The organism is Moorena sp. SIOASIH, assembly GCF_010671925.1.
In the GTDB taxonomy this organism is placed as follows: domain Bacteria; phylum Cyanobacteriota; class Cyanobacteriia; order Cyanobacteriales; family Coleofasciculaceae; genus Moorena.
This window is the reverse complement of sequence record NZ_JAAHIH010000002.1, coordinates 572,413-597,995: the sequence shown is the minus strand read 5'-3', so window position 1 is coordinate 597,995 and position 25,583 is coordinate 572,413. Positions and strand designations below refer to the sequence as shown.

Here is a 25,583-nt window from a genome sequence, read left to right as displayed (position 1 = left end):
AAGAGAATATCTCGCAAAGTTAACCAAAGCTTGACAGTAAGCATTCAGCTATCAGCCGTCAGTTCACAATGTCAGCCGTCAGCCGTCAGCCGTCAGCTTATTTTATTCAAAAGCACCTCAAGTACCGTGCGCGTAGCGCATAAACTGTTCGCGTAGAGTGGCCTACGGCCAATGGCTGATAGCTGATAGCTGATAGCTGATAGCTGATAGCTGATAGCTTACGTCACAATTGCCAGATTTTATGCCTGGTTATTGTTGACTTTGCACTGCTGAATATGCACCCTTAATAAAAATCAAATCAGTTGCAAACCGAAAAAAGTAAACTTAATACACTTTTTTCGCTTCTAATAGTTAGATGCGTAGATACTGATTATGAGACAAAACGTTTTACTTCCACAGATAAGCTTTGACGTACTTATAGCAAGTCTAAGACTCATGAGGTACACAGGATTAGTCTCACTCCACCCCTTACCCGCGCCCGGGTTACGCACTCCCCACACTCTTAACCCTACTCCCTACTCCCATTAACTCAGGACGAAGTACATCAAGCAATTGAGAACTTGATAACTGCTATATTTTCCTTTAATGTGCCCCCAAAAATGGCCTTATTTCGGGTTGCTACATCCAGAAAATTATAACGTCTCAAGGTTAAGAAAGAAAATTTCCCTCAGTTTTTTCAAAGCGCGATTTCCCCTCTGACGCACCCTGTTAATAGTTTTTTTGGTAATGGCAGTGTCTGGGTACAACTCTGACGATATCTGCTCCCAGCTCAGCTCATCAAAGAAGCGCATGACCACTAGTTGGTAAAAGTCCGGCTTGGTTTGCTTGAGTTCCTTGAGGGCTAAAGTTAGCATCTCTCCTAGTGTGCCATCACAGTAAAGGTCGTCTCTTGGGCTAGCAAAAATTTGGCTTTGGATCATCGGCTCAAGTTTCTGGATAAACTTTTTTTCCGATAGTTCCCTCCTTTTGTGTTGGAAAATAATGCGCTCCCCAACTTTCTTCGCCCACGCCTCGGGGTTTTCAATCGGGCGTTCTAAGCGCTCGACTTCCGCTGCCTTCTCCCATACCTGGCTGAGGATGTCGTCCGAGTCACACCGATGCAGCAATTTGCACCCCCACAAGAGCTTGTCATAGTACCCTTTGAGATACTGAACTTGTAGAGGATTAAGGAGCGTTAATACCCAGTTTATTGCTAGTAAAGCACTCATGCATTTACCTCGGTATTAGATAGTGTTGATTGGGTGCATCTCAAAGTTGTAAATCTATAACGAGGGCGATGCAGTGGCCTCACGGGGGTTTCCCCCATGAGCAACTGCATCAAGACAGTGAGATGCACCCTATTTGTTTGGCTTGTCTAGACCCTAAGCATTCATTAAGCTACAGATCTCTTCTATGTGCGCGTTTGAATTGCTCCAAATAGCTGCTGGCTTGCACTCACTGATATTGGTTACCCAATTAATATTGTCTGGTGGGGTACCAAATCTAAAGTGCAGGGTGACCAGATTTTTGGAGGAATTATTAGCCATTAGGTGACATTGCTTGCGGTCAATGCAAACCAGTTCATTCTCCCCAAACAGCTCGCCAGGTCTGGAGGGCATTTTGTCAGGCTCTAGGCACTCGTCCTGGTTAGGGAAACGATGGGTCATTTCTCCTTTGTAGACGAAGATTGCATCTAGGGACTGACCATGGTGGTGGGCAGTGGTACCTTGCCCCGGTCTCCAGCCAATCATATAAATGGTCAGGGCTGTGGTTTGAAAAATGGCTTTGCGCGAGAAGTGTTGTTCATTAAAGCTGATATATTGGTCGAGAAATCTGTGCTTCAGTTTGGTTTGGGTTACTAGTTCCTTAAAAGTTTCAAACGTCACTTGATGGGAGGGAACCCGCGTAAGATTATAAGCAAGGTTCTTGATGGAAAGGGAACTCACCACCAAGTCGTAATCAGGTATTGCCCCGGTGCTGAGTTGGTAGTCAATTAACTGATCTGCTTGGGACAGCCAATAATTTAGTTCTTGGTCGTACCTGCTATAGCTTAGGATCTCTGTGATGCTTTGAGCATCTTCTGATGACAACTCAGGTTGGGTCACTAGGCGACAGTACTCTGTGACCAGCTTGGCGAGCTGTTGCTCGGAGCCGCCAAAAAGGTTTACGTGGTAGTTCATTTCCATAAGTTTTCAATTTGTCATTTTCTTTCCCTCCATAAACTAAAGATGCAAAAACAGCCAATGTGTGACACCAGCCTCTGAATGCAGATCCCCAAACCACTGTTTTTGAGGTTACCAATGGTGAGTTGATTTACTTGATGTAGGGTGGGCAGTGGGTACCAAAACGATTGTCAGCTTTTCAATTGGTCTAGGGTTTATAAATGAGATGTAAACCTGTATGGTCTTTTTTTCTTGTCAAATAAAAATCCGGATCTCTTTCCCCTCTTGGCTTTTGCCTTTTGTATCCAAGCCAATTCCTGCAAGAATTGTGTTTACAACCCAGATAAAAACGATGTCGCTGGGCAGTGCCTCTCACACCGATTACAAGCTGATTTTATCGGTCTAAAGTACTGCCCACCCTACGATTAATTTTCTTAAAAATCTAGACAAAGAAAAACTATTTTCTAGGTAATTTGATGTCGGTGGGCAGGGGTGCATCTCATTAAAGTTGTTTGACCCAGTGGGTGGCATGGGCATCTTGGTGGAAGGGGCATCTTGGTGGAACGGGCAAGATGCCCGTTATCAATATTTTTAGGCGGGCTGTCCCAACACTGGCTACGAGGTTGAACATGAGTGCGAGCCCTTGGGTGGTGCGTTACGGGGCGGGCTGTCCCAACGCTGGCGCTAGAGCGGAAAATGAGTGCGAGCCCGCCCCTAACGCACCCTACGCACTATTGTTTTTAAGTAAAAGCCGTCCTAGAAGGACGGGGCTTTAAACCCAATATTTTTGGTAAATTCCTAGTCCCTGAACCACATCCCCAGAATCAAGGGTGACAACGGTTTCTTGCAACTCATAGCCAGCAGGATTTCCGTTGAGTTGAATACTATCCTCAAACAGATTCAAATCTGTGATGATAGCAAAATCACTCTCGCCTAGATCGTCATAGTAAGCTTGATTAGCATCACCAAGCACAAATAGATCTCCTCCAGAACCACCAGTTAGGGAGTCAATTTCGTCCAAACCGGGTCTTATCGCAAGGGGATTAACACCAACGAGAATATCATTGCCATCACCCCCAAGGAGAGTATCATTACCTATGCCACCCTCAAGGGAGTCATCGTCATTGCCACCATCGAGGAAGTCATTACCAGCATCGCCAAACAGTTCGTCAGTGCCGCCACCTCCCCAAAGGGTGTCATTTCCGGGGATAATAATTATAGGCTGCTCTCCTGGAGCATTGCGATCGCCAAATAGCCGATCGTATCCACCTCCACCACGCAGTTGATCATCATCACCCAAACCAAAGATTCTGTCGCTGTTGTTTGTGCCAGGTAGCACATTAGGATTGCTATTACCAAAAATATCTGGCATTTTATTGTTCTCCAAATTGAATTTGATTGTTTAGTTCATCAAGGGTTTAGGGTCACATCAAGTAGATGACACCAAACTGGTTGTCAGTAACTTCTCCCTCTGCACCGACGGTAAAGTTAGAAGTAATAAAGCCCCTAGGGTTTTCAAACACACCAGTTCCCTTGATAAGACGCCAACTCACGACTCCATGACTCACCCCTTCCTCTGGGCTAGGGCCAATAGCTCCCTCACCCACTGTTCCAAATCTGAGGCTATTTCCCTGACCGAAGGTAATCGTTCCACTCTCTGTGAAAGTGTTGTCAGTCAGAAACTCCACTGTGGAAGAGAATTGTGCAACACCTCCTTCGACAGTCTCGATCTGTGCATCAACACCTTGCTTAACGACAGATGTGATGCTGGAACTGGGTGCGTGGGTTGTAGCTTTGAGAACTGTTCCTTGATCGTTCTGGGGGATAGCTTGCCCAGAGAACTGAAGTGCATAGATAATTTGTTGTGGCATTTTTGGTTACCTTGATAAGTGATTAATTGGTCGGAAAAGTTGAGTTTATACTTAGGAAAGTATGGGAAACCTAAGTTATGTAAGTCCTTGAAAATCTTGAGAAATCAGTAATTGGTAATAGTTGGAAATTACAAACTACCAATCTGACCATCAGTCGTGTCACCTGGATTGCTAGGATTATTGGTCGGTAGATTGTTGTTACCACCACTGATATTTGCTAGTAATTCTTCAGGAATTTTCTGCAACAGTTGATGAGTGTTTGGTAACTTTTGGCCAGATAGATTAGTGTTTTTTGTGTTGGGTTTCATGATTGAAATACTCCTGTTTGCTTTCAGTGCAATTACTTACTCATTCAGTATGGCGTTTCCCTAAAAATCTTGCCCATAGGAAAAAATCAGGTATTTCAACACCTGATAAAAATATTGTGGATAATAATTTATAGTAAAAAGTCAGGTTAAATCAGGTTTGGAATATAAATTAGGCAACACTTATACCATCTTTCAAAAAACAAATGACTGACTTAATCAACCATGGTGGCAAATCTTACGTATTTCTTCTTCTTCTGGATGAGTAGCAAGGTAATTTGTGAGCCAGTCGCAACCCAGCCTCATTAAATCATCTAGGTCTAGATCCAAATTCCATAGTTTGAGAGTGTTATCCTCACTGGCAGAAGCTAAGGTCTTGCCATCGGGGCTGAAACTAACGCTGGTGACCCAACCGCTATGACCTTCAAGGGTTTGCAGCTCGGTTCCATCTGCTACCTTCCAAAGTTTCACGGTGCGGTCATTACTGGCAGAAGCAAGAATCTTGCCATCAGGGCTGAAACTTACGCTGGTGACATTATCCAGATGACCGTTGAGGGTTTGTGCTTCAGTGGTCTCCAAATTCCACAGCTTCACTATAGTATCATCACCACCGGAAGCCAAACTCTTACCATTGGGACTAAAACTTACACTTTTAGTCCAACCACTGTGAGCTTCAAGGGTTTGCACTAGAGTGCCATTTTCGACATTCCAAAGCCTGACATTGCCGTCGGAACTAGCAGAAGCTATGGTTTTGCCATTAGGACTGAAACTGATGCTGGTAACCAGTAGATATCCCAGAGGTGAATTAGCTTCTGAAAGGCGATGGTCGAGGGTTTGTAGCAGGGTACCATCTTCTACCTGCCATAGCTTCACGGTTTTGTCAGAGCTGGCAGAAGCTAAAATTCTACCAACCCCCTCCGGGGAAGCTAGGCTAACGGGACTGAAACTGACGCTTCTGACCAAACTGCGATGTCCTTTCAGGGTTTGTAGCAGTTTACCATCTTCTACCTGCCATAGCTTCACAGTTTTGTCAGAGCTGCCAGAAGCAAGTAGCTTACCATCGGGACTGAAACTGACGCTTCTGACCGAACTGCCATGTCCTTTCAGTGTTTGCAGCTCGGTTCCATCTTCTACCTGCCACAGCTTCACAGTTTTGTCAGAGCTGGCAGAAGCTAGCAACTTACCATCGGGACTGAAACTGACATTTTTAACATCCCCCCCATGTGCTTCGATGGTTTGTGGTTCAGTGCTGTTTAATGCCCAGAGCTTAACAGTGCTATCAGCACTGGCGGAGGCTAAGGTCTGACCATCTGGACTAAAACTAACACTCCAGACTCGGCTGCGATGACCTTTAAGGGTTTGCGGTTCGATGGTTGCTGGCTCTAAGTCTTTTAAATCTTCTAGATTCCATAGCTTTACCGAAAAAATTGGGTAATCGCGCCCCGTCCTTATAGGACGGCTTTATTTTTCAGCTAAAACTTGACAGTTTTCACAGAGCGTGTTATGATTATATTATAAATAAGAAACTAAAAAGCTAGATAAATACTATCTAAAAATAAGTAGGCAACGTAAAAAATATGTATCAGATGCATATTGCGTAATTTGGTCTAACGACTTAAACGTCTATGAAAAAAATTAGATTAAAAAAGTATCTATCTATCTATATAAAAAAAAGCGATGCAGTGGCCTCACGGGGGTTCCCCCCACTCGCGCAAAGCATGGCTGACAAGGTACGGTGGGGTTTGAAGTTACCGTAATCAGAGGGTCGCCTTTATATTTTTAGGGTTATTCATAATAGGGATCAAGGTTTTGTACTAAGGCGACCCTCTGATCAGGTTTCGTTTCCGGCACACCGAAACCTGGGTCATAGACCAAATACGCTTGGGGAGAGGAGACCTCTATTTTTCCTGGCTCCGGCCTGGTTGAACAAGTCATCTCGTTGAATCAAGAATCCCCGTCCTTCCAGGGCGGGGAGTGTCAATGTGTTATCGGAACCAGCCGAAGCCAGGATTCTACCATTCGGGTTGAAACTAACACTCCAGACAGGACTGCGATGACCCTCAAGGGTTTGCAAGAGAGTGCCATTTGCCACACTCCAGAGCTTGATAGTGTTGTCCTCACTAGTAGAAGCTAAGGTGGTGCCATCTGGACTAAAACTAACACTCCTAACACTACTGCGATGGCCTTTGAGGGTGTGTATCAATTTACCATCTTCCAGATTCCACAGTTTCACAGTATCATCCCAACTGGCGGAGGCTAGGGTCTTACCATCGGGACTGAAACTAACGCTAGTAACAGCGTTGCGGTGCTCTTCAAGAGTTTGCACTTCGGTGCCATCTGCTACCTTCCACAGTTTCACTGTCTTGTCAGAGCTCCCAGAAGCCAAAGTCTGACCATCAGGACTAAAACTGACGCTCCTGACCCAATTACTATGACCTTCTAGGATTTGTACTTCGCTGCCATCTGCTACCCTCCAAATCCTAACTGTGCCATCCTCACTGCTAGAGGCTAAGAGTCTACCATCAGGGCTAAAATTGACGCTCCATAGCCTACCACGATGACCTTCAAGGGTTTGCAGCAAGGTTCCAGTTTCCACATTCCAGAGCTTCACCGTCCTATCCTCACTAGCAGAGGCGAGGAGCTTGCCATCAGGGCTATATTTTACATCTCTGACACCAAAACGATGTCCTTCGATCTGATTGCGCTCTCTAATGCCATAAATAGCCTGTTGTAGTGCAGACCTGACCTGTAAGCGCGTATTCTCTTTGACTGAGCCAGACTCTGCTAAGGCTTGCAGTTTTTGTGCTGCTGGCAAGGCTGTCAGTAGTGCCTCAAAGGGGCTAGACTCAAAGGCTCTTTTTGAAGAAACACTGCTCAATAAAACATCAGCTTCTAGCAGTTTTCGCCTTGCTTGTCTAACTTGTAAACCTACTGATGCTGCTGTTACCAAGGAAATAGCCAAAATTGTGGAACCAATGTTAACTATTCTCCGGGATTTTCGTTGTGCTTGCTTTAATTGGGCTTGAGCTTGCTGTTGTGCTAGAGTTAAAGTATTATTGGCCTGGGATAAGATCCGACTCTCTTCTTGTTTGAGTGCTAAGGCATGTTCAACTTCTTGCTTCTCTAGATCTTGACTAGTAGCTAAAAAGCGATAATCTAGATCGCTCAAGCTTTTAGTATTTGACCATGAAAGCGCTTCCTGCAACGCCTGACCCCGCAACAGTCGTGATTCATCTTGATAATTGGAACTAACCCAAGCATTTAAGTGCTCAGAGTAGGGGCGCAGTTTCTCTAATTGTTTCTCAACCCACTCTATATTAAAAATCTGCTCATAAATACGGTTGTAAACTCTTAATTGTCCCTGCTGCTGAACCACCAACCCGGACAGTCGCAACTCCGTTTGCTCAGAACTCCCATCAGCGACAATTTTCCCCTGTTCTAAAATTTGCTGATATACTCCTAAAAGCTGACCAACACGCTGCTGGTTACGGAGAATGCGTTCGCGTAGCGGCTCTGAAAGAGCATCGCGTATGGTTCGCAAATGCTCTGGTTCGTCTTGGGCTTCCCAATTTTCAATGATGCGCCTTTGAACTATCTGCTCAATGGATTGGGCACTGAGAATACTCCTACTGTCGGCACTCTGAGCCACCAGCTGACATAACTTTTGGGTCAGAAACGGTTGCCCTCCTGTCCAGTTCAATAGTTCCTGAACCACTGCTTGGGGATTATCTACCTTACCCTCTAATCCTTGAGCTAATGGCTGTGTTTCAGGGAGTTGAAATCCACGCAGTTCAATCGCTTTACCAATATTAAAGGGGGTTTGAGTTTTATCAGTAATTAAATCACTAGGAGTTGCCACCCCTAACAGGGCAAATGTGAGCCGTTGGTAGGCGAGATTATCTACTCGTTGATTGTAGAAGAATCGAATCAGAGCAAAAAAATCATCTACGGAAAAATTCTGGCTCAGAACTCGGTCAATTTCATCGACGAAAATAACAATTTTGTGCTCAACCAGAAGCAGCAGCACTTCCTCAATAAATAGACTCAACCGTTGCACAGGGGAAAGCAAATCCCGCTGCTCCCGCCACCAGCTGCGCCATTTAAATTGTTTGCTGAGCTGGCAACTACTCACGATAGCATTGACAATCCCAGCATACCATTTTTCTGGGGTGACATCCTCTTTGCCAATCCCGGTCAGGTCAATAAAACCACAGAGGATTCCTTCTGCTTGCAGCTTTTTCATTGTCCGCACCCGCAAGCTGGATTTGCCCATCTGTCGGGAGTTGAGTACATAACAAAACTGACCCGCTTTCAAGCTTTGGTAAAAGTCTTCGTCCGCTTGTCGCGTTACGTAGCTGGTGGCATTAACTGGGAGTTGGGACTTAGTAAATAGTTAGCGTTACTTTGCGTCTGTTTTCGGTAGCTTGCGGATATATTCGCCACCTGAGACATAGACCAACCTAAGACGTCTGCGTAGCTTTGTAGCTGACCGTGTTCATGTTCTTTTAGCCTTACTTTTAAGCAGTATTCGCCCTTGCTCATTGAGCGGTTTTGTGGGTATAATTTAGATAATAAAAAGTTACACGCTATGGCTCCCAATCACTCTTACACGACAAAACTGAAGCTTAACAACCGTCAAAAAACCTTGATGGCCAAACACGCTGGTTTTAGTCGGTGGGTGTACAACTGGGGCCAACGCGATGTGGAAAGATGCCTACAATCAAGGGTTAAAGCCTAACACTAAAACCCTAAAGCGGTTATTTACCAACTATGTCAAACCTGAGTATCCCTGGATGAGGGAATTATCCTCAAAGGTTTACCAATATGCCTTCATCAATTTAGGGGAAGCATTCAAAAGGTTTTTCAAAGGATGGGGTAAGTACCCTAGATTCAAATGCAAGGGTAGAAATGATCGCTTTACTATTGATAATTCAGGGAGACCGATTCGATTAGGTGGGCTAATTCATAACTTACCCTTCCTGAAGCGGGTAAGAACGTTTGAAGCCCTACCAGATTGTCTAACTAAAAAAGTCACAATCTACAAGAAAGCCGGGGAGTGGTATATTAGCTTCTCCATGGAAAAGACCTTTGAACCAACACTTAAAGAACGAGAAAGAGTTGGTGTTGATTTTGGGATAAAAACCCTAGCTGTATTAAGCTCTGGTGTAGAGTTTGAAGGACTTAAGCCTTACCGCAACGCTCAACGTAAATTAGCTAGAGTTCAACGGAAATTATCTAAAAAAGTAAGAGGCTCTCAGAATTACTCAAAAGCCAAGCTTGAAGTACAAAAACTTCACCGTCGAGTTGCTGATATCCGAAAAGATTATCTTCACAAGATGACAACTTATATAGCTAAAAACCACAGCGTAGTTGTCATAGAAGATTTAAACGTTTCTGGGATGATGGCTAATCATAAATTAGCCAAAGTTATCGGTGATTTAGGACTGTATGAAGCCAGGCAGCAACTTCAGTATAAGTGTGAACGCTACGGTGCCAAGTTAGTAGTAGCTGACCGGTTCTTTCCATCTAGTCAATTATGTTCATCATGCGGAAATAAACAGCCAATGCCTTTATCTGAAAGGATTTATGAGTGTGGTTGCTGTGGAAATAAGATTGATCGGGTAGGACATGCCTCAGTGAACCTAGAACGCTATAACGAGTACGGCTCGACTCGTAAGCCTGCTGAGGGTTAACCGCTCCCATGCCCCCGTTGAAGCAGGAAATCAACACACAAAGTCTCGTTATGTGACGCTTTGTACACGTTTGATGGAGCAGACTGCCACCAACTTGATAGTCATAGTTTGATTGTGCTTCTGTCATGTTTGCTGTTTCATTAGCTGATAGCTGACAGCTGTTCGCGCAGCGTGCGCGTAGCGCAGATGCTTACCTAAAAGCTAAAACTTGGTAGAAATATTCCCGGTACAAATTGCAGCGAGGGACAACATAGTTACCCTGTCGCTCTACCAACCCCATACTGTGTAGTTTGTAAATCTCGATCGGATTCAGTTCCACTGGCTCGGATGACGTGACAACTTTCTTGAGGGCCTGAAGCAACTCTGGTAATTGTTGGAGTGTTTCTAAATGTCGCCGCAAATGGTTGCTATAAATACCTGCTTCTGTTGGTGCATCTTGCCACAACTGCTGGAATGTTACCTTGCCAGAGCCAATTTCATACATCGCCAACCGCACCAGATAGGGATGACCAGATACCATTGTCATTAATTTCTCTATCTGGGCATTCTCCCAATTTAGTCCATGGAGCTGAGCCAAATTTTTTACCTGCTGTTGGTCAAACTCTCGCAACTCTACTGGAATTCCGGCGTTAAAGGGAGATTGATTTAAGTCTAAGGGAATATAAACTTCTGTAGAATGTGCTATCACTAGCCGCAGTTGCTTCCAGATATCTGAAATCTTGGCTTTTTCATGCCAGCTGCGCAGCATCCCTAAAAAGTCTTCTATTACTTCGGCGTAGGGGAAAACTCGATCGACTTCATCCAATGCTAAGACTAGGGGACAATCTATTTCTGCCAGTAAATACTCTTCAAAATAGACTGTGCAGTTATCGTTACTCCCCAAAATCTCTGTATCCCAATAATCATTTAACTGATTGTCTAACTTTAATTGCCGACCAACTTTCAAACAGAGCCAGCGTAGGAATTTATCTAAATCCGTTAAAATGGCTCGGTCTACACTGCTCAAATCTAAATACACTGTTTGAAAATCCTGGGATTGAGCATGAGCTAGAATCCTCATCATTAAGGAGGTTTTTCCCATTAGCTTTGGTGCTTTAATCTGAATCAGGGAACCAGGCATAATCACCGTATCGTAACCGAGAGATTCGATGCTGTCTCGCTCCACATAAAGAGGTGAATCCAGCGCCACCCAACCCGACGGAAATGGTAGCTTTGTTAGCGGCTCAGATGGTGGCTGCTCTCCATTGGTGCCCACTGATGTACCTTGACACTTTTTCCATGCTCTTTTCAGTGCTTGTTTGAAACTCTTTTTGGTAACCCTTTCTCCTAATGCTTCTGAGAGCTTATTCCATAATTTGTTGCCGATATCTTTGTTAAGATACTCAGCACTGTAGCCATACATATTGGCGATCTGATCATAGGTTTTCCCTTCCCAAGAACCCTGAAGTACTGTGGTTTCAATGTCACTGAGATGTTTGCCTGTATTTTTGAAGACAACTTGATCAGCAGACTCTTTTGCTTGTATCCAAGCTAACTCTGATTCTGAGTCTACTCCAGAGACTACACTCAGAACTGGACGGGAAGGGTAAAACTCATCAAATACTTGAGCAATCATGTAACTAACAATTTTGTAGATGTATACTTAGCTACCAACTACAGCCCCAGCATTCCAGATTTTTGGAGAAACTGATATAGCGCTACGGGCAAGGCAAGAGGCAAAAGTTGAGGTAGGGTGGGCAGTGGCTAGCAAAACGATTGTCAGCTTTTCAATTGGTCTGATCCACTGCCCACCCTACGGCTACGGCTAAAAATGTTTTGGGAATATTAGCAAACGTTGAGGTAGGGTGGGCAGTGGCTAGCAAAACGATTGTCAGCTTTTCAATTGGTCTGATCCACTGCCCACCCTACGGCTACGGCTAAAAATGTTTTGGGAATATTAGCAAACGTTGAGGTAGGGTGGGCAGTGGCTAGCAAAACGATTGTCAGCTTTTCAATTGGTCTGATCCACTGCCCACCCTACGGCTGATATAGCGCTACGGGCAAGGCAAGAGGCAAACGTTGAGGTAGGGTGGGCAGTGGCTAGCAAAACGATTGTCAGCTTTTCAATTGGTCTGATCCACTGCCCACCCTACGGCTGATAGCTGATGGCTGAATGCTTACGTTTTTGCGATGTAGTTATAGAGGTAGGGTGGGCAGTGGCTAGCAAAACGATTGTCAGCTTTTCAATTGGTCTGATCCACTGCCCACCCTACGGCTACGGCTAAAAATGTTTTGGGAATATTAGCAAACGTTGAGGTAGGGTGGGCAGTGGCTAGCAAAACGATTGTCAGCTTTTCAATTGGTCTGATCCACTGCCCACCCTACGGCTGATATAGCGCTACGGGCAAGGCAAGAGGCAAACGTTGAGGTAGGGTGGGCAGTGGCTAGCAAAACGATTGTCAGCTTTTCAATTGGTCTGATCCACTGCCCACCCTACGGCTGATAGCTGATGGCTGAATGCTTAGGTTTTTGCCATGTAGTTATAGAGGTAGGGTGGGCAGTGGCTAGCAAAACGATTGTCAGCTTTTCAATTGGTCTGATCCACTGCCCACCCTACGGCTGATATAGCTGATAGGTAGGGTGGGCAGTGGCTAGCAAAACGATTGTCAGCTTTTCAATTGGTCTGATCCACTGCCCACCCTACGGCTGATAGCTGATAGCTGATAGCTGAATGCTTAGGTTTTTGCGATGTAGTTATAGTACTTATCACCCTGTTGTTGGCTATTTATGCAAGACGTCGATATTTTAATTTATTTTAAATTATTTTTATTTTTGTTAACTAAACAACTATCAAAAGGTATCAAAAAGTCAGAAGCGTTGAACGTTTCAAACATTCAACGCTTCTGTGTTATATAGCAAAGGGAACAGCGGATCTGGGAACAGGGAATAGGGAGTAGGGAGTAGGGAGTAGGGAGTAGGGAACTTCAGATCAAAAATTCTCACAATTCCTACACGGATTGCTATATTTATAGCATTTTTTATTCTAATGAGGTACACAATATTTTTACCCTATTAGCTCTTACCTCTTACCTTTTATTACACTGCTCCCTGCTCCGAAGTCCCTGCTCCCTAAAACCCAATAATTTGTACCTCACCCAATTGCAAACCGCTGTAAAACTTATATATCAGCTGACAAATCAAAATTAGCTTTTGCCTGACTTGGTGCATAATTTTGATAGTTACTCACCATGGTACGAGACAACCGCAGTGCTTCTAAACGAGTCAATTCTATGTTTTCGGGTGGAATCTGCTGCCAGATATCCAAGCTTTGTAAGCGCTTTCTGGTTTTGCCTGTTGCGCCTACAATAAATACTTCACGACCTTTATCTAAGGCTTCTTGAATAGCATTTTCCAAAGCGAGGGTAGCGGTAACACCTAAAATAGGTACATCACTGAAATCCAGAATCAGCACATCAAAACCTTCAATGGCATTGTGTTGACGGGAAATTGCCTTGGCAACCCCAAAAATCATCGGTCCACTGAGATGAAACAGTACAATACGACCGTCACCTTGATCCAATAGTACTTTTTCTTCCTGGGAAAGCTGAATTTCTTCATCGTCATAGGTAATCGCCTTAACACTGTCTGCTCTATGAGCACTAAGACGCTCAATGGTGAGGATATTGGCAACAAATACTCCCACTCCCACGGCCACAATCAAGTCAACAAAAACAGTCAGTAAAATCACCCCGTACATAATCAGGGATGCTTTCCAAGAAATTTTATGGGCACGCTTGAGGAAACCCCAGTCAATAATATCAATACCTACCTTGAGGGCGATACCAGCTAAAACAGCAAGGGGAATACTTTTGGTGAGGGGGGCAGCCCAAAGCACAACTACTAGTAATGCTAAAGCACGGGCGATTCCAGAAAGGGCACTCCTACCCCCGGCTTGGATATTAACCACAGTTCCCATGGTTGCGCCAGCCCCAGGAATACCGCCAAATAAACCGGATACTAAGTTACCTAAACCCTGACCCATCAACTCTTTGTTAGAATCATGTTCGGTGCGGGTTAAACTATCAGCAACCAGGGAAGTTAGTAATGCATCAATGCAGCCCAGTGTAGCTAGCACCAAAGCATCAACCACCATTAATTGTAACTGTTGAGTGGTAAACACTGGTAGACGCAAACTAGGCAAACCAACAGCAATTTCCCCAATACGGCGAATATCTACCCCAGAGAAAAACACCAAAGACAAAACTGTTCCCAGAATTAATGCTACCAACTGGGGGGGTAAGATGCGTTTCCATTTGCGGGGCATCAAAACAAGAATTGCTACCGTCAAAACAGCTAAAATAGTTTCAATCGGGTTGATGTTTGCTATCAGTGTGGGCAAATTAGTAACTGTGCCAATGACGCCACCCTTAGGGCTACCTTGACCCAAGAAAGGAGCAGTTTGTAAAATAATTAGTATGATTCCAATACCCGACATAAAACCGGAAATGACGGTGTAGGGCATCAAAGTAATGTATTTGCCTAGGCGCAGAAAACCAAACAGAATTTGAAAAATTCCGGCTAACATGACCACGGTAAAAGCCATAGCCATACCCATACCGTTTTCTGGATTAGCAGCCGTAAGGTTAGCAATTACCGCTGTCATCACCACGGTCATGGGGCCAGTAGGTTCAGAAATTAGGGTGGGAGTACCCCCAAATACCGCAGCAAAAAAGCCAATTAATACAGCACCCCACAAACCAGCTTCTGCCCCAGCACCGGAGGCGACACCGAAGGTAAGAGCCATGGGGAGGGCGATCACGGCGGCGGTTAGTCCACCAAAAATATCCCCCCTAATGTTACGAAAGTGAATTTGGTTAGTCAGTTGCATAGTTAAATGACATTTAGGTAATTGTTACATTACATGTAGGTAACTACTTTTTACTGTACTGCAAATACATCCATTGGATTTATTGAAGTATTTTACTAAAATCATTTACTTAAATCTATGGTAAAGGCACAAGCCCCAGAAACATAAGCCGTTAACTTAATATTAATAATTTATTAATAAATATCTTAACTTTAAAAAAACTCATGGCAATTATCGATTTGCCTTATGGGCAGGGGAGATAGGGAGATAGGGAGATAGGGAGATAGGGAGAGGGGGAGATAGGGAGATAGGGAGATAGGGAGATAGGGAGATAGGGGAGATTTTTATTAAAGGTAATTGTCATAAAATGATATTAGTTGCGTAGTTGCTAGTGGTGCTTCAGGGACGGGCTCGCCCTCATTTTATCGGTAGCCAGTGTTAGCACAGTTCGTCCCGTAACGCACCACCAGGTCAAACCGCAAAAATGAGATGCACCCGAAAAAGTAGATGTAGGGTGGGCAGTGCGTACCAACAAAATTGTGAGGTGTTGAATTGGTCTGAAGCACTGCCCACCAGACCAGTAATTTTATTAAAAATCTAGCCAACCAGAGCTATATATGTAGATGTAGGGTGGGCAGTGCGTACCAACAGGATTGTCAGCTTTTGAATTGGCTGAAGCACTGCCCACCAGACCAGTAATTTTATTAAAAATCTAGATAATTAACTCCTATTTTATAGTTATTTGATGTCGGTGGGCAGTGCTTAAAATACCGATTATAAGCTAATATTATTGGTCTAAAACACTGCCCACCCTACGAGTAATATTCTTAATCTAGATAATTAACTCCTATTTTATAGTTATTTGATGTCGGTGGGCAGTGCTTAAAATACCGATTATAAGCTAATATTATTGGTCTAAAACACTGCCCACCCTACGAGTAATATTCTTAATCTAGATAATTAACTCCTATTTTATAGTTATTTAATGTCGGTATTAAGTGCTTAAAATACCGATTATAAGCTAATATTATTGGTCTAAAACACTGCCCACCCTACGAGTAATTTTATTACTATTCCCGATTCCCCATTCCCGATTCCCCATTCCCGATTTCTTAATAAAAAAAAATTTTCTAAACCCCTTGACAATATATTGATTTGTTGATAAATTAATAATGTCAACAAACTCAAGAGATAATTTCAGATGAGTAACAATTTTCCTCCTTCCGACAACCAAGGTGCCTTACCCAAGAAAGCCAAGCTCTTTTTGATCGGTTCTCCTGAAAAGGTTCGCAAAACAATTAATGCCATTTATTCCCTTAAGTATGGGTCACCGGACGAGTGGAGCACTCCGGAGCCTACCGGAAAGCCTGGTGAGGTTATGACCTTTTTGATTCGATACTTTTACATAGATTAAGATAGGATTTTGCCAGGGTTGCCCCCTGGCAAATCAGGAATGGTGAAGGATGTTTGGTGAAGGAGGATGAAGCAACATGAAGCAGAATGAGTTGGGATGTTATTGCTTTTCAGCAGTTGCTGACTAACTCGGGAATCATGTTATAATTGATATGAAATTATCCATAGTTGAGCTGTACTTGTGGAACCTTCAAGTACAGAATTCGGTCAAGGATTGGGGTTAACCCAAACTTGACCGATTTTTTTTTAGGGAGTCGGGAGTCGGGAGTCGGGAGTCGGGAGTCGGGAGTCGGGAAAAAATCCTTTGTACCTAATTAATATGAGAAACGCTGTAATTATCCGATGTATCAGTTATTTCCCGGATTGGTCAAACCGCTGTCTGATATTGGTGCGAATATCTTCCCAATCGTCAGCTGTCATTGGTGTTGGCTCTGGGCTACTTAGTCCTTTGAGAATTTCCATTTCTAGGGCGTATCTAGTTTTCTGCTTTTGGTCAGCTCGAATTAGCTCTCGAATGTACTCGCTAGCGCTGCTATAACCCCCTAAGGCTACCTGAGCTTGAATAAACTCTTTCATCTGAGAGGGCAGGGCAATGTTCATTGTCTCCATTGGGATACTTAGTTGCTTACTACTTGTTTATAGCTATATTGTCAATAATTGCCAATGGATTGTCAATGTAGAGACTGGCCCCGCACTCAACCCAACTCCAACGCCTATGTTAACGGTTGTCATTACTTAGCCTGCGCCCTACAATAAAAAGCGGGAACAAAAAAATGTGAGCCAGCTGCAATTACCCCTAGATCAGCTATCAGCTAATGCGCTACGTCACAGCGTCGTTCGCACAGCGTGGCCATTCGCGTAGCGTGGCCTAAAGGCCAAGGCCAAAGCCTGTGCCACGTTACTTGAGGTGCTATCAGCTGATGCCCTTGGCTGACGGCTGACCGCTGACGGCTGACCGCTGACGGCTGACCGCTGAATGCTTACAGTCAAGCTTTTCGAGCTTAGTAGTACAAATCTATAAAATAAAATATATAAGTTGGAAGAACAATTAAGTTTAATTGTAAGAATTCAGGTGAGGGGGGTTGACAAAACTGAAAAAATCGGTAACCTAACAGCATGAGCAGAGAACTCGCACTGAACAAGCTAGAGCCAAAAGCCCTCAAACAACTGGCAAGGGAGCAGTTGGTATGGCTGATATTGGAGCAGCAAAAGTACATCAAGCAACAGACGACACTTCAAAAAAGTCATTCCCTAGTTCCCTATTCCCTATTTCCATTAATCCACAACTTGTGTACCTCACCTATTTAAGAAATGCTATATACCGATTTCAGCTTTTGACTTATAAGGAGAAACGGGATGTTAAGGGTCTTGGTGGGTAAGTCCTGTGGGAGATCAACCTGGTATTGAAAGTTTCCTGCATAACTGTTGGTGGTTAGCCGGATAAGTCTATAGATACTGAAAAATCAGCTATCAGCACTCAGCATTCAGCAGGTAGTGCATTAGCTGAATGCTTACGTTTAATTTTTATATCTTTGACCCACAAAGTAAATGACTACTCCTCCCTTAGATGAGGCTCTCAAGACTTACGAAATAGCCCTTGATAACCTGGAAGATTCAGCATCACCGATGTCTGAAGAGCAAATTCTAGCAGTTTTAAATGCTAGGGATTTTGTTCACGCTGCTGGTCAGGCACAAGTTTACCCTTCTTATCACCAACAAAAAAAGCTTGTTGCCTTGGATGTGCGCCTCAAACAAAATGCTTGGCAGATCAGCAAAGTTATTGATTTTTCTAGCTGGCGAACTAGTTTGGAACCCCCAGACACAGCTTGGTGGTGGCATTTAGAAACAGAACCGGAGCTTGCCCGCTGGCAATGGTGGGATTGGTTATGGCGAGGATTGAGCATTGCTGGCTGGACGGCGAATCTTGGCTTGTTAATCGACCTTCTGCCTCGTTTTCTGATAGCAGGCACTGGATTTGCGGGAGCAGTAGCAATTGCTTTTCCTAGTCTTTTGACCTTATTACAAGCGATAAGCGAACTAACGGAAACCGGACAAGAAGGATTTGATAAATTATTAATCCGACTGGGTATTCCCAAGCATTTTCATGCGGAAGCCCAGCTCGGGGCGACGGAGTTATTACTGCTAATCTTACTAGGTTTTAACTTTTATCTGCCCAATTTTTCTAATTTCTCCAATAAAAGAGGTTTTGAAAACTATAAGCAAGGTCAACTAGCCAGTGCTGAAGCCCACTATCAGCAAGCCTTAGCCCTTAATCCTGATAATGTCAAAGCTCACTACAACTTAGCTTTGGTTTACGAAGATTTACAACAGTTTGAAAAAGCCAGAACTCAATACCAATTCGCCGTAAAAGGCCATTTTGTAAAAGCTTATAACAACTTAGGTCGCTTGCATATTATTAACAACAAACCTTCCTTAGCTATCCCCCTACTCTTAGACGGTTTAGATAGGGCTGGGCAAGCAAGCATCAAAGTTAAATACGACCTGATGAAAAACTTGGGTTGGGCAAGGTTTAAGCAACAGCGCTGGTATGAAGCGGAGAAATTTATCCTGGGTGCTGTTTCTCTAGGAAGTAGTCAAGAAGGTAGTAAACGAATCTCTAATCGAGGTTCATCCCACTGCTTATTAGCCCAGGTTTATCAAAAACAAAACCAGAAAACCAAAGCCCTTACCCAGTGGCAAAAATGTTGTCAATTGGGGTCAAGTGCTAATCCTGATGAGGATCTGTGGCTGGGCTTAGCTCATCAAAAATTAAAGGAGGACAATCAATCATGTGGTCAAAACAATCGAAAACCTTAATTGCCTTTGCACTGGGGCTAGGTGTGGCAGTTACTTTCATCAAACCTGCCCTGCCTCAAATACCAAGGTTTAACCTAATTATCGCCTTGGGTCCTCCAGGTGAAGTCAAATTCCAGAAGCCCGATTGGTCAAATTTTCAACCAGCTTCTATTGGTGATGTACTCAGGGGGGATTATCGGCTGTTAGTAGGCTCAAATGCTACCGTTGAAGTGCTGTGTTCCAACTGGACAACCTGGAAACCTGAACGGGGAAAAACATCCATGGTTAATGAAGGCTGTCCTGCTACCGGAGGTAGTAGAATAATTCACTCAGAGGATTATACCGGTGATACTAGAGGCAGAAATAATCAAAACATTCCTTACCTATTAAGTCCGAGGAACACATCTTTACTCGACAACCGACCCACCCTACGCTGGCATCATGTTGAAGGTGCAGAAAGTTACTCTGTTAGGATTCGTGGACAAGCATCAGATCTAGACTGGAAAACCGACACTAGGGAGACAGAAATTGTTTATTCAGGGGAACAACCTCTACCACCTGGTTATTATTGGTTAATTGTTGAGACTGACAACGGTCAACGTTCTATAGAGGAAGGGGTATTTGGTTTTCGGATACTTGATGAAAAGAAAGCTACCACCCTATTAAAAGAAGTAGAGGAACTCCAGCAAAAACAGTTAAGTGACGAAGCAAATTCCTTAGCCCTAGCCCATTTTTACCTCAGCGAAGACTTGAAATATGATGCGATTGATATCCTCGAACAAAGCATCAAAGATGGGAAGAATTTGGTAGCCACCTATCAACTGCTAGGGAATACCTACACACAAGTGGGATTAAATCGACTGGCAAAGGAGCGTTACCTCAAAGGTTTAGAACTCGCTCAAGCAGCATCAGATTTAAACAGTCAAGCGGAAATACAAAAGAGTTTAGTAATTATCACCCTAATTCTTGACAGTAAAGAAGAAGCTTTACAGTGGTTAGAGCAAGCCCAGGTCAGTTATCGGGCTTTAGGAGATCAATCAAAGGTGCGTCAACTAGAACAGCAGAAAAGTAAAATTTGACAGGCGGCTCTGGATTTGAGGTAGGGGGTATCGGTATGGTTTCAAGTAAGTTAAAAAGGCAAAAAATTTGGGCAACAGCTCTACTTAGTCTGATCTCAGTAGGACTAATTACGCCCCTGCCCACAGTGGGACAAACTACCACGAAACAAGATATTAGCAACCAACAATTTATCGATCAAATCCCTTACAGGTCAAAATCATCGGGATTTATCCCTTTTGCTTTTAATTGCTCCAACAATGCTTTCATACGAGTTCGTTCAAGCTCTAAAGCTTCCTGTGCTTGCTCTAAAGCTTCTTCCGCCTGTTCTGCCCGTTGACGTTGTTGTTCTCTCTGCTCACTAATTTCTAAATAGCTAGCAAAAGGCTCACCATTGGGATAATACAGCACCAATTGAGATGCTACTAACTCAAAGGTAATTCCTAAACGGGGACTCACCCAACCAAGCATCTGAGGGATTGGTTCTAGTTTTTTTCCTGAACGCAACCAGCCTTTTAGTTTGGCTCTATTTGGGTCATAGAGATAGTACTCTTCTACTCCATGGGTCCGGTAAAACTTGAGTTTATCCTCTTCTAATTCTTTGATGGTGTTGGTTTCGGAGGCAATTTCAAAGGTGACTTGGGGATTAAGGTTATCTTCAACCCAGGTTTTATAAGAACGCCGATGCCCTTTCGGTCTACCGATAACTACCATCACATCCGGGGCTTGGTTGATTTTGGGTTCTCCTTGTATTGGATACCACAACAAATCCCCAGCAACGAATACATTGGGGTCATCTTTGAAGTGGACTTCCAGGCCATACTTAATGGTGGTAATTAGTTCAAATTGAAGGGTATTGTCGGCCATTGGTTTGCCGTCACTTTCGGGATAAAAGATGTCATCTGTGGTGGGCTGAATCTGCTGAATCATAGTAAAACTTGTTACCAAACAGGGGAAGCCTATTCTATCTTATCACACCCAATAAAAAACTACCATTTAAACAGCTTTTTTTAAGCAAAAGTGTTATAATTTAATTGGTGCTTGATCTTAGATTCAAAAACTAAGCGATGTGTGATGTTTAATTATAGCAATCTCCCGAAGGTTTTCCCTTCAATCTCTTGGAAACGATATTTTATACCTATCTATTCTGTTCTCTTGCTCCTTGGTGCTTGTCAGACTAGTCAAACAATCAACCAAACAGTTAACCGAGGTTTAGAAATTCGCTTTCTGGCAGGGAGTGACTTAAAAGATTTTTGCGATCGCGCTGCAACCAAACTCAATAACTCCCAGCCTAAACTAAAGGATGGTACTCCCTTTTATCTAACCTGCGATACTAAAGGAAGTGGGGATGTGGTGGAGGAAGTTCTTAATCTTACGCAACAATTGCAATCTGGTGCGATCGCTCCTGAAGATTCCCAATTTCCTACTTTAATTTCTGTCGATGGAGAAATTTACCAGAGTCAGCTGATCTTCCAGATTAATAAAATTTTTCCAGGACAAAACTATATCCCAGATTTAACTGAATCACCTCTGCTTGCTTACAGTCCGATGGTTTTTATGACCCAAGCTGATTTAGCCGGAAGTTTAGCAGCAGTGGACGATCTCTATGTTTCGTTGGTAGAAGCAAAAAATCACCAGGATCTAGACCCCAAGGCGGCTCCTTTACCAATAACTTACGTTCACACTGCTCCAACCCGTTCCAATTCTGGCTTGCAAACCCTAGTGGCTCAATTTGCTTCGGTTTCCGGTAAGCGTCCTGAAGAACTCACCATAGCGGATGTAAAAAAATACCAAGATCGGATTCAGAAAATCCAAAATAAAATCACCCGTTATGGAAAATCTACGGGATCGTTAGCGAAATCGATGGTTAAAAACGGTCCGTTTTGGGCTTCTGTGGGCTCTGTCTACGAATCCTTAGTGATTAGTGCCAACAGCCAAGGTAATAATACGGTTAACTATCAAGCGGTTTATCCTTCTGCTACCTTCAGTTCTAACATCCGCGCCATCCTCCCCAATGCCCCATGGGTGAGTGAAAAAGAGAAAGCAGCAGGGGAAAAAGTTATTGAATTCCTACGGCAACCAGAAACCCAAAAAATTGCGGTAGACTTGGGCTTACGTCCGGGGATTCCAGGGGTGCCCCTTGGCAGTAAGTTTTCCCCTCAATTTGGGGTACAAGCTAATCCTAAATACGATTCCTACCGTCCTCCTAAACCGGAAGTGGTAGAAGCGATGTTGCAAAGTTGGCAAAGCTACGCCAAAAAACCTTCCCAAGTTGCTTTAGTCGTAGATGTTTCCGGTTCTATGAGAGGTGAGAAACTCTCGGGTGTGCAGAATACTTTACTGAACTACGTCCAGAATCTCGGTTCAAGGGAAAAGATTGCCATTATTCCTTTCAGTAATGAGATTAAGGAACCATTTATGGTGGAAGGCACACCCCAAGGAAAAGCTGAGGGTATAAAATTTATCGGTAGTCTGAAAGCTGGGGGAGGAACTCGATTATATGATAGTGCTATTTTTGCTCGGAACTGGTTAAAACAAAATTTTAAAACAGACGCGATTAATGCGGTGTTGATTTTGACCGATGGTGAGGATTCTGGCTCAGAAATTACTCTCGACCGCCTCTCCCAAGAATTACAAACCAGTAACTTTAAAACCGATGAAAGTATTGCTTTTTTCACCGTAGGTTACGGCAAACAAGGAGAATTTAATCCTAAAGTACTGCAAACAATTGCTGAAGTAAATGGGGGCTATTATCGTCAGGGCAATCCCGAAACGATTTCTAAGTTGATCGCAGATTTACAAGTTGAGTTTTAAGTACAGCAGTTTTCAATTGGGTGAGGTACAGATTCTTGGGTTTTAGGGAACAGGGAACAGGGAACAGGGAACAGCGAAGAGGCAAGAGGCAAGAGGCAAGAGTGAAAAAATCCTGTGTACCTAATAGTTATGAAAAACGCTATACAGTTTAAGTAAATTATCAGTCGCTAATTATATCATGTCAGGATAATTAGTGATACAAAACCTTCTCCCTTTAAACCTTACTCCTTTCCTTCTGCCATTCCCCTCCTGGGAGGGGTTAGGGGTGGGTGCCTTCTGCCCTCTGCCTTCCTTTCACGCCTCGTGTAAGTATTCAACCGGACATGATATTACCCATGAGCCAACCCATGTTAACCTTTGCAAATCCTCTTCATTATCCCCTAGCGGTCTTAGCAGGAGGTGTAGTGCTAGCGATCGCAGTACGAGTTGCTCGACTTCCCAGCCCCATTGCTATTCCCCTAGCAGGAGTGGTCACGGTGGCTGGTGCCACTGTTCTTAAGCAAAAGGAAAGTCAACGACCCCCGACCCTACAAAACCCTGCTTTGGAAAGGGAATTACAACAGGTACGACAACAGGCTCAACTGATTGCTCAAAAAGCAGAAAGCCTGCGCTCAGAATCGGAAAAACTTGCCCTTGCTACTACAGAAATGGAGCTACTTTCTACGATTCAATTCGCATGCGATCGCGCATTGGAATTACCCAGCAAAATTGACCAATTCTCCCAACGTCTCCATGGTACAGACTCCCTGCTTTCAGTAACCGAGTTACAGCAGCAGTTGCAAGAGGTAGAAGCCAAAAAAACTAATAGTTCTGGAGTCGCTAGGCAACAATTACAGCAATTAGCCACCAGCTTGCAACACAACATTACCCTGGCCAGACAAGGGGAAGATGCCAGACAAGCCCAGGTGATTGCTCTAGCTACTTTGATTACTGATACAGCGGGAGTTCTACAACAGTTGCAGAATCGCCTGCGCACAAGCAATTTAGAAGATACCCAAGCCGTGGAAGAATTGCGCTCCCTCAGTACCGAATTGGCAGGTTTTCAAGACAATATGGCTCTTTTCCTATCTTAAATGGATAATAATTCATGAATAATAAAACAACTAAAACAATTACCTCCCTGGGGATTATCGCTGTTTCCCTAGGCATTGCCTACGCTCCTTTACCAGGGTTACAACAAACCCTTTATGTCGTCACTGGAACAGAATTGCAAGAACCCCTGGCTGTTCTTGAACAACGTTTTGAAGAAACCCATTCTAATATTAACATCGAATTTAAATTCCAAGGCTCCCAGGAATTAGTCAATCGCTATCTCAATGAAAAAAATGATTTTAAACCCACAATTTTAATTCCCGCCAATGGGGTTTTGTTGAATGAGTTAAGCGTCCGCTGGCAAGCCCAAAACACTAGTGCCCCCTTTTATGATAACCCCCAACCCATTGCCAAAACCCTCTTAGTAGGTATTGCTTGGCCAGAACGGGGACAAATTCTGTTTCCTGATGGTCGTTTTCAATGGTTAAGACTAGAAAATGCCATGAAAAAGCGCAATTGGCAGGAGATTGGAGGCAATCCTAACTGGGGTAGTTTTGATTTTGTGACTACCGATCCTAATCGTTCCAATAGCGGACAACTGACCTTAAGTCTTTGGACACAGAGTAATTCTGGGGGCGCAACCTTATCCCCAACTAATTTTAATAGCTCCGAAACCCAGTCTCTTTTCGGTTTAGTCAAGCGGTCTGTCTATCAACCGCCACGGTCAACGGACACTCTATTGCAAGAGTTTATTACCCGTGGCCCCAATGAGGCAGATGTTGCGACTGTATATGAAAGCATTGCCCTCTACCGTTGGGAACAGGCAGCCCAGACTCAAAGCAAGCCCTATCAGATTTATTATTTTAACCCCACCATTGAAACGGTTTCCACCGCAGCCATTGTCCGCAGAGATGTGAACTCCCAACAGGTAAAAGCAGCACGGACATTCCTCCAATTCCTGACTGCTCCAGAACAACAAAAAACCTTTGTGCAATACGGTTTTCGTCCTGTGGTTGGGGGTATTGATTTGCAATCTGTCTCCGGCAGTCCTTGGACAAAACGTATTCCCGGTGCAAAAACTGACCCTAATTTAAAAACCTTAGCACCACCAAATTCTGAGGTGATTGGGGAAATTCAACGGATGTGGAATCGGGTGGAGTAGGGAGTAGGGAGTAGGGAGTAGGGAGTAGGGAGTAGGCAAGAGGCAAGAGGCAAGAGGCAAGAGGCAAGAGGGGGGAGTGTGGGAAACCCCCTGATGAAGGCGCTGCATCGCTATTCCCTCTTCTGTGTTCCCTGTTCCCTACTCCCTGTTCCCTGTTCCCTGTTCCCTGTTCCCTGTTCCCTACTCCCTGTTCCCTACTCCCTGTTCCCTGTTCCCTGTTCCCTGTTCCCTGTTCCCTGTTCCCTGTTCCCTGTTCCCTGCTCCCTGCTCCCTGTTCCCTGTTCCCTACTCCCTGTTCCCTGTTCCCTACTCCCTGCTCCCTGCTCCCTGCTCCCTTTGCTATATATCGATTAATCTTTCGTAACAAAAAAGGTACCCGCAAGGGTACTGTGAAACCTGTATCAGATTAAATAGTATATAAATTAGCACCAGTACAGAGGGTGCATCTCATATT

General features: G+C 44.0%; 23 protein-coding genes and 2 pseudogenes. 10 read left to right on the top strand and 15 right to left on the bottom strand.

All coding sequences use genetic code 11. The features are described from left to right. Positions 1–632: 632 nt before the first annotated feature. The 9 genes and pseudogenes from F6J90_RS10370 to F6J90_RS10330 all read right to left on the bottom strand — a co-directional run. On the bottom strand, positions 633–1,208 hold the full coding sequence (locus F6J90_RS10370) for a sigma-70 family RNA polymerase sigma factor (protein WP_293092709.1): 576 nt from the start codon (positions 1,206–1,208) through the stop codon (positions 633–635). 153 nt (positions 1,209–1,361) lie between these two features. Next, positions 1,362–2,159, bottom strand: coding sequence for a hypothetical protein (locus F6J90_RS10365; RefSeq protein WP_293092707.1), 798 nt, complete (start codon positions 2,157–2,159; stop codon positions 1,362–1,364). 484 nt (positions 2,160–2,643) lie between these two features. Further along, the gene (locus tag F6J90_RS10360) at positions 2,644–2,772 is read right to left on the bottom strand and encodes a hypothetical protein (protein ID WP_293092705.1); all 129 of its coding nucleotides are present in this window, start codon (positions 2,770–2,772) and stop codon (positions 2,644–2,646) included. Positions 2,773–2,913: 141 nt separating this feature from the next. Then, on the bottom strand, positions 2,914–3,513 hold the full coding sequence (locus F6J90_RS10355) for a hypothetical protein (protein ID WP_293092704.1): 600 nt from the start codon (positions 3,511–3,513) through the stop codon (positions 2,914–2,916). A gap of 52 nt (positions 3,514–3,565) precedes the next feature. Further along, positions 3,566–4,012: a hypothetical protein gene (locus F6J90_RS10350; RefSeq protein ID WP_293092702.1), complete on the bottom strand. Its 447-nt coding sequence runs from the start codon at positions 4,010–4,012 to the stop codon at positions 3,566–3,568. A 128-nt stretch (positions 4,013–4,140) separates the two neighbouring features. Beyond that, entirely contained in the window at positions 4,141–4,320 is a 180-nt protein-coding gene (locus F6J90_RS10345) for a hypothetical protein (RefSeq protein WP_293092700.1), read from the bottom strand. A 216-nt stretch (positions 4,321–4,536) separates the two neighbouring features. Further along, positions 4,537–5,688, bottom strand: coding sequence for a WD40 repeat domain-containing protein (locus tag F6J90_RS10340; RefSeq protein WP_366513758.1), 1,152 nt, complete (start codon positions 5,686–5,688; stop codon positions 4,537–4,539). A gap of 493 nt (positions 5,689–6,181) precedes the next feature. Continuing rightward, on the bottom strand, positions 6,182–7,132 hold the full coding sequence (locus tag F6J90_RS10335) for a WD40 repeat domain-containing protein (protein WP_293094806.1): 951 nt from the start codon (positions 7,130–7,132) through the stop codon (positions 6,182–6,184). Positions 7,133–7,645: 513 nt separating this feature from the next. Continuing rightward, positions 7,646–8,689: pseudogene (locus F6J90_RS10330) on the bottom strand (AAA-like domain-containing protein); the annotation flags it as partial. Between the two features lie 216 nt (positions 8,690–8,905). On the opposite strand from F6J90_RS10330, the pseudogene F6J90_RS10325 reads away from it, so the two are divergent. Further along, positions 8,906–10,010 (top strand): annotated as a pseudogene (locus tag F6J90_RS10325) (transposase). A gap of 190 nt (positions 10,011–10,200) precedes the next feature. On the opposite strand, the gene F6J90_RS10320 reads toward F6J90_RS10325, so the two are convergent. Further along, positions 10,201–11,625, bottom strand: a complete 1,425-nt coding sequence (locus tag F6J90_RS10320) for an AAA-like domain-containing protein (protein WP_293092698.1) — start codon at positions 11,623–11,625, stop codon at positions 10,201–10,203. A 1,542-nt stretch (positions 11,626–13,167) separates the two neighbouring features. Then, positions 13,168–14,877 (bottom strand): SulP family inorganic anion transporter, encoded by a 1,710-nt coding sequence (locus F6J90_RS10315; RefSeq protein WP_293092696.1) that lies wholly within the window; start codon positions 14,875–14,877, stop codon positions 13,168–13,170. A gap of 1,180 nt (positions 14,878–16,057) precedes the next feature. Here F6J90_RS10315 and F6J90_RS10310 point away from each other — a divergent pair. Both F6J90_RS10310 and F6J90_RS10305 read left to right on the top strand, forming a co-directional pair. Beyond that, the gene (locus tag F6J90_RS10310; RefSeq protein WP_293092694.1) at positions 16,058–16,270 is read left to right on the top strand and encodes a hypothetical protein; all 213 of its coding nucleotides are present in this window, start codon (positions 16,058–16,060) and stop codon (positions 16,268–16,270) included. Positions 16,271–16,437: 167 nt separating this feature from the next. After that, positions 16,438–16,587, top strand: a complete 150-nt coding sequence (locus F6J90_RS10305; RefSeq protein WP_293092692.1) for a hypothetical protein — start codon at positions 16,438–16,440, stop codon at positions 16,585–16,587. A 33-nt stretch (positions 16,588–16,620) separates the two neighbouring features. Here F6J90_RS10305 and F6J90_RS10300 read toward each other — a convergent pair whose 3' ends face one another. Together F6J90_RS10300 and F6J90_RS10295 are read right to left on the bottom strand one after the other, a co-directional pair. Further along, entirely contained in the window at positions 16,621–16,869 is a 249-nt protein-coding gene (locus tag F6J90_RS10300; protein ID WP_293041017.1) for a type II toxin-antitoxin system ParD family antitoxin, read from the bottom strand. 225 nt (positions 16,870–17,094) lie between these two features. Then, positions 17,095–17,259, bottom strand: a complete 165-nt coding sequence (locus F6J90_RS10295) for a hypothetical protein (protein ID WP_158069861.1) — start codon at positions 17,257–17,259, stop codon at positions 17,095–17,097. Positions 17,260–17,385: 126 nt separating this feature from the next. Between F6J90_RS10295 and F6J90_RS10290 the strand changes: the two genes are divergently transcribed. The 3 genes from F6J90_RS10290 to F6J90_RS10280 all read left to right on the top strand — a co-directional run bounded on the left by F6J90_RS10290 (position 17,386) and on the right by F6J90_RS10280 (position 20,144). After that, positions 17,386–17,577, top strand: coding sequence for a hypothetical protein (locus F6J90_RS10290; protein ID WP_293092690.1), 192 nt, complete (start codon positions 17,386–17,388; stop codon positions 17,575–17,577). Positions 17,578–17,817: 240 nt separating this feature from the next. Continuing rightward, entirely contained in the window at positions 17,818–19,086 is a 1,269-nt protein-coding gene (locus F6J90_RS10285) for a tetratricopeptide repeat protein (protein ID WP_293092688.1), read from the top strand. Continuing rightward, positions 19,059–20,144, top strand: a complete 1,086-nt coding sequence (locus F6J90_RS10280; protein WP_293092686.1) for a hypothetical protein — start codon at positions 19,059–19,061, stop codon at positions 20,142–20,144. Before F6J90_RS10285 ends, F6J90_RS10280 begins: the two co-directional genes overlap by 28 nt. Before the next feature lie 184 nt (positions 20,145–20,328). Here F6J90_RS10280 and F6J90_RS10275 read toward each other — a convergent pair whose 3' ends face one another. Next, positions 20,329–21,051, bottom strand: a complete 723-nt coding sequence (locus F6J90_RS10275) for a Uma2 family endonuclease (RefSeq protein ID WP_293092684.1) — start codon at positions 21,049–21,051, stop codon at positions 20,329–20,331. Between the two features lie 144 nt (positions 21,052–21,195). Here F6J90_RS10275 and F6J90_RS10270 point away from each other — a divergent pair, with 144 nt between their 5' ends. From F6J90_RS10270 to F6J90_RS10260, 3 genes are all read left to right on the top strand, one after another. Continuing rightward, entirely contained in the window at positions 21,196–22,935 is a 1,740-nt protein-coding gene (locus tag F6J90_RS10270; RefSeq protein ID WP_293092682.1) for an extracellular solute-binding protein, read from the top strand. 347 nt (positions 22,936–23,282) lie between these two features. Further along, on the top strand, positions 23,283–24,008 hold the full coding sequence (locus F6J90_RS10265) for a hypothetical protein (protein ID WP_293092680.1): 726 nt from the start codon (positions 23,283–23,285) through the stop codon (positions 24,006–24,008). A gap of 14 nt (positions 24,009–24,022) precedes the next feature. Beyond that, positions 24,023–25,129 carry a substrate-binding domain-containing protein gene (locus tag F6J90_RS10260; RefSeq protein ID WP_293092678.1) on the top strand — a complete coding sequence of 369 codons (1,107 nt, stop codon included), beginning with the start codon at positions 24,023–24,025 and terminating at the stop codon, positions 25,127–25,129. Here the strand turns inward: F6J90_RS10260 and F6J90_RS10255 are convergent. Then, positions 25,067–25,237 carry a hypothetical protein gene (locus tag F6J90_RS10255; RefSeq protein WP_293092676.1) on the bottom strand — a complete coding sequence of 57 codons (171 nt, stop codon included), beginning with the start codon at positions 25,235–25,237 and terminating at the stop codon, positions 25,067–25,069. The genes F6J90_RS10260 and F6J90_RS10255 overlap by 63 nt on opposite strands. Between F6J90_RS10255 and F6J90_RS10250 the strand changes: the two genes are divergently transcribed. After that, the gene (locus F6J90_RS10250) at positions 25,223–25,483 is read left to right on the top strand and encodes a hypothetical protein (RefSeq protein ID WP_293092674.1); all 261 of its coding nucleotides are present in this window, start codon (positions 25,223–25,225) and stop codon (positions 25,481–25,483) included. The two genes, F6J90_RS10255 and F6J90_RS10250, sit on opposite strands and share 15 nt — an antisense overlap. The last annotated feature ends 100 nt before the right edge of the window (positions 25,484–25,583 follow it).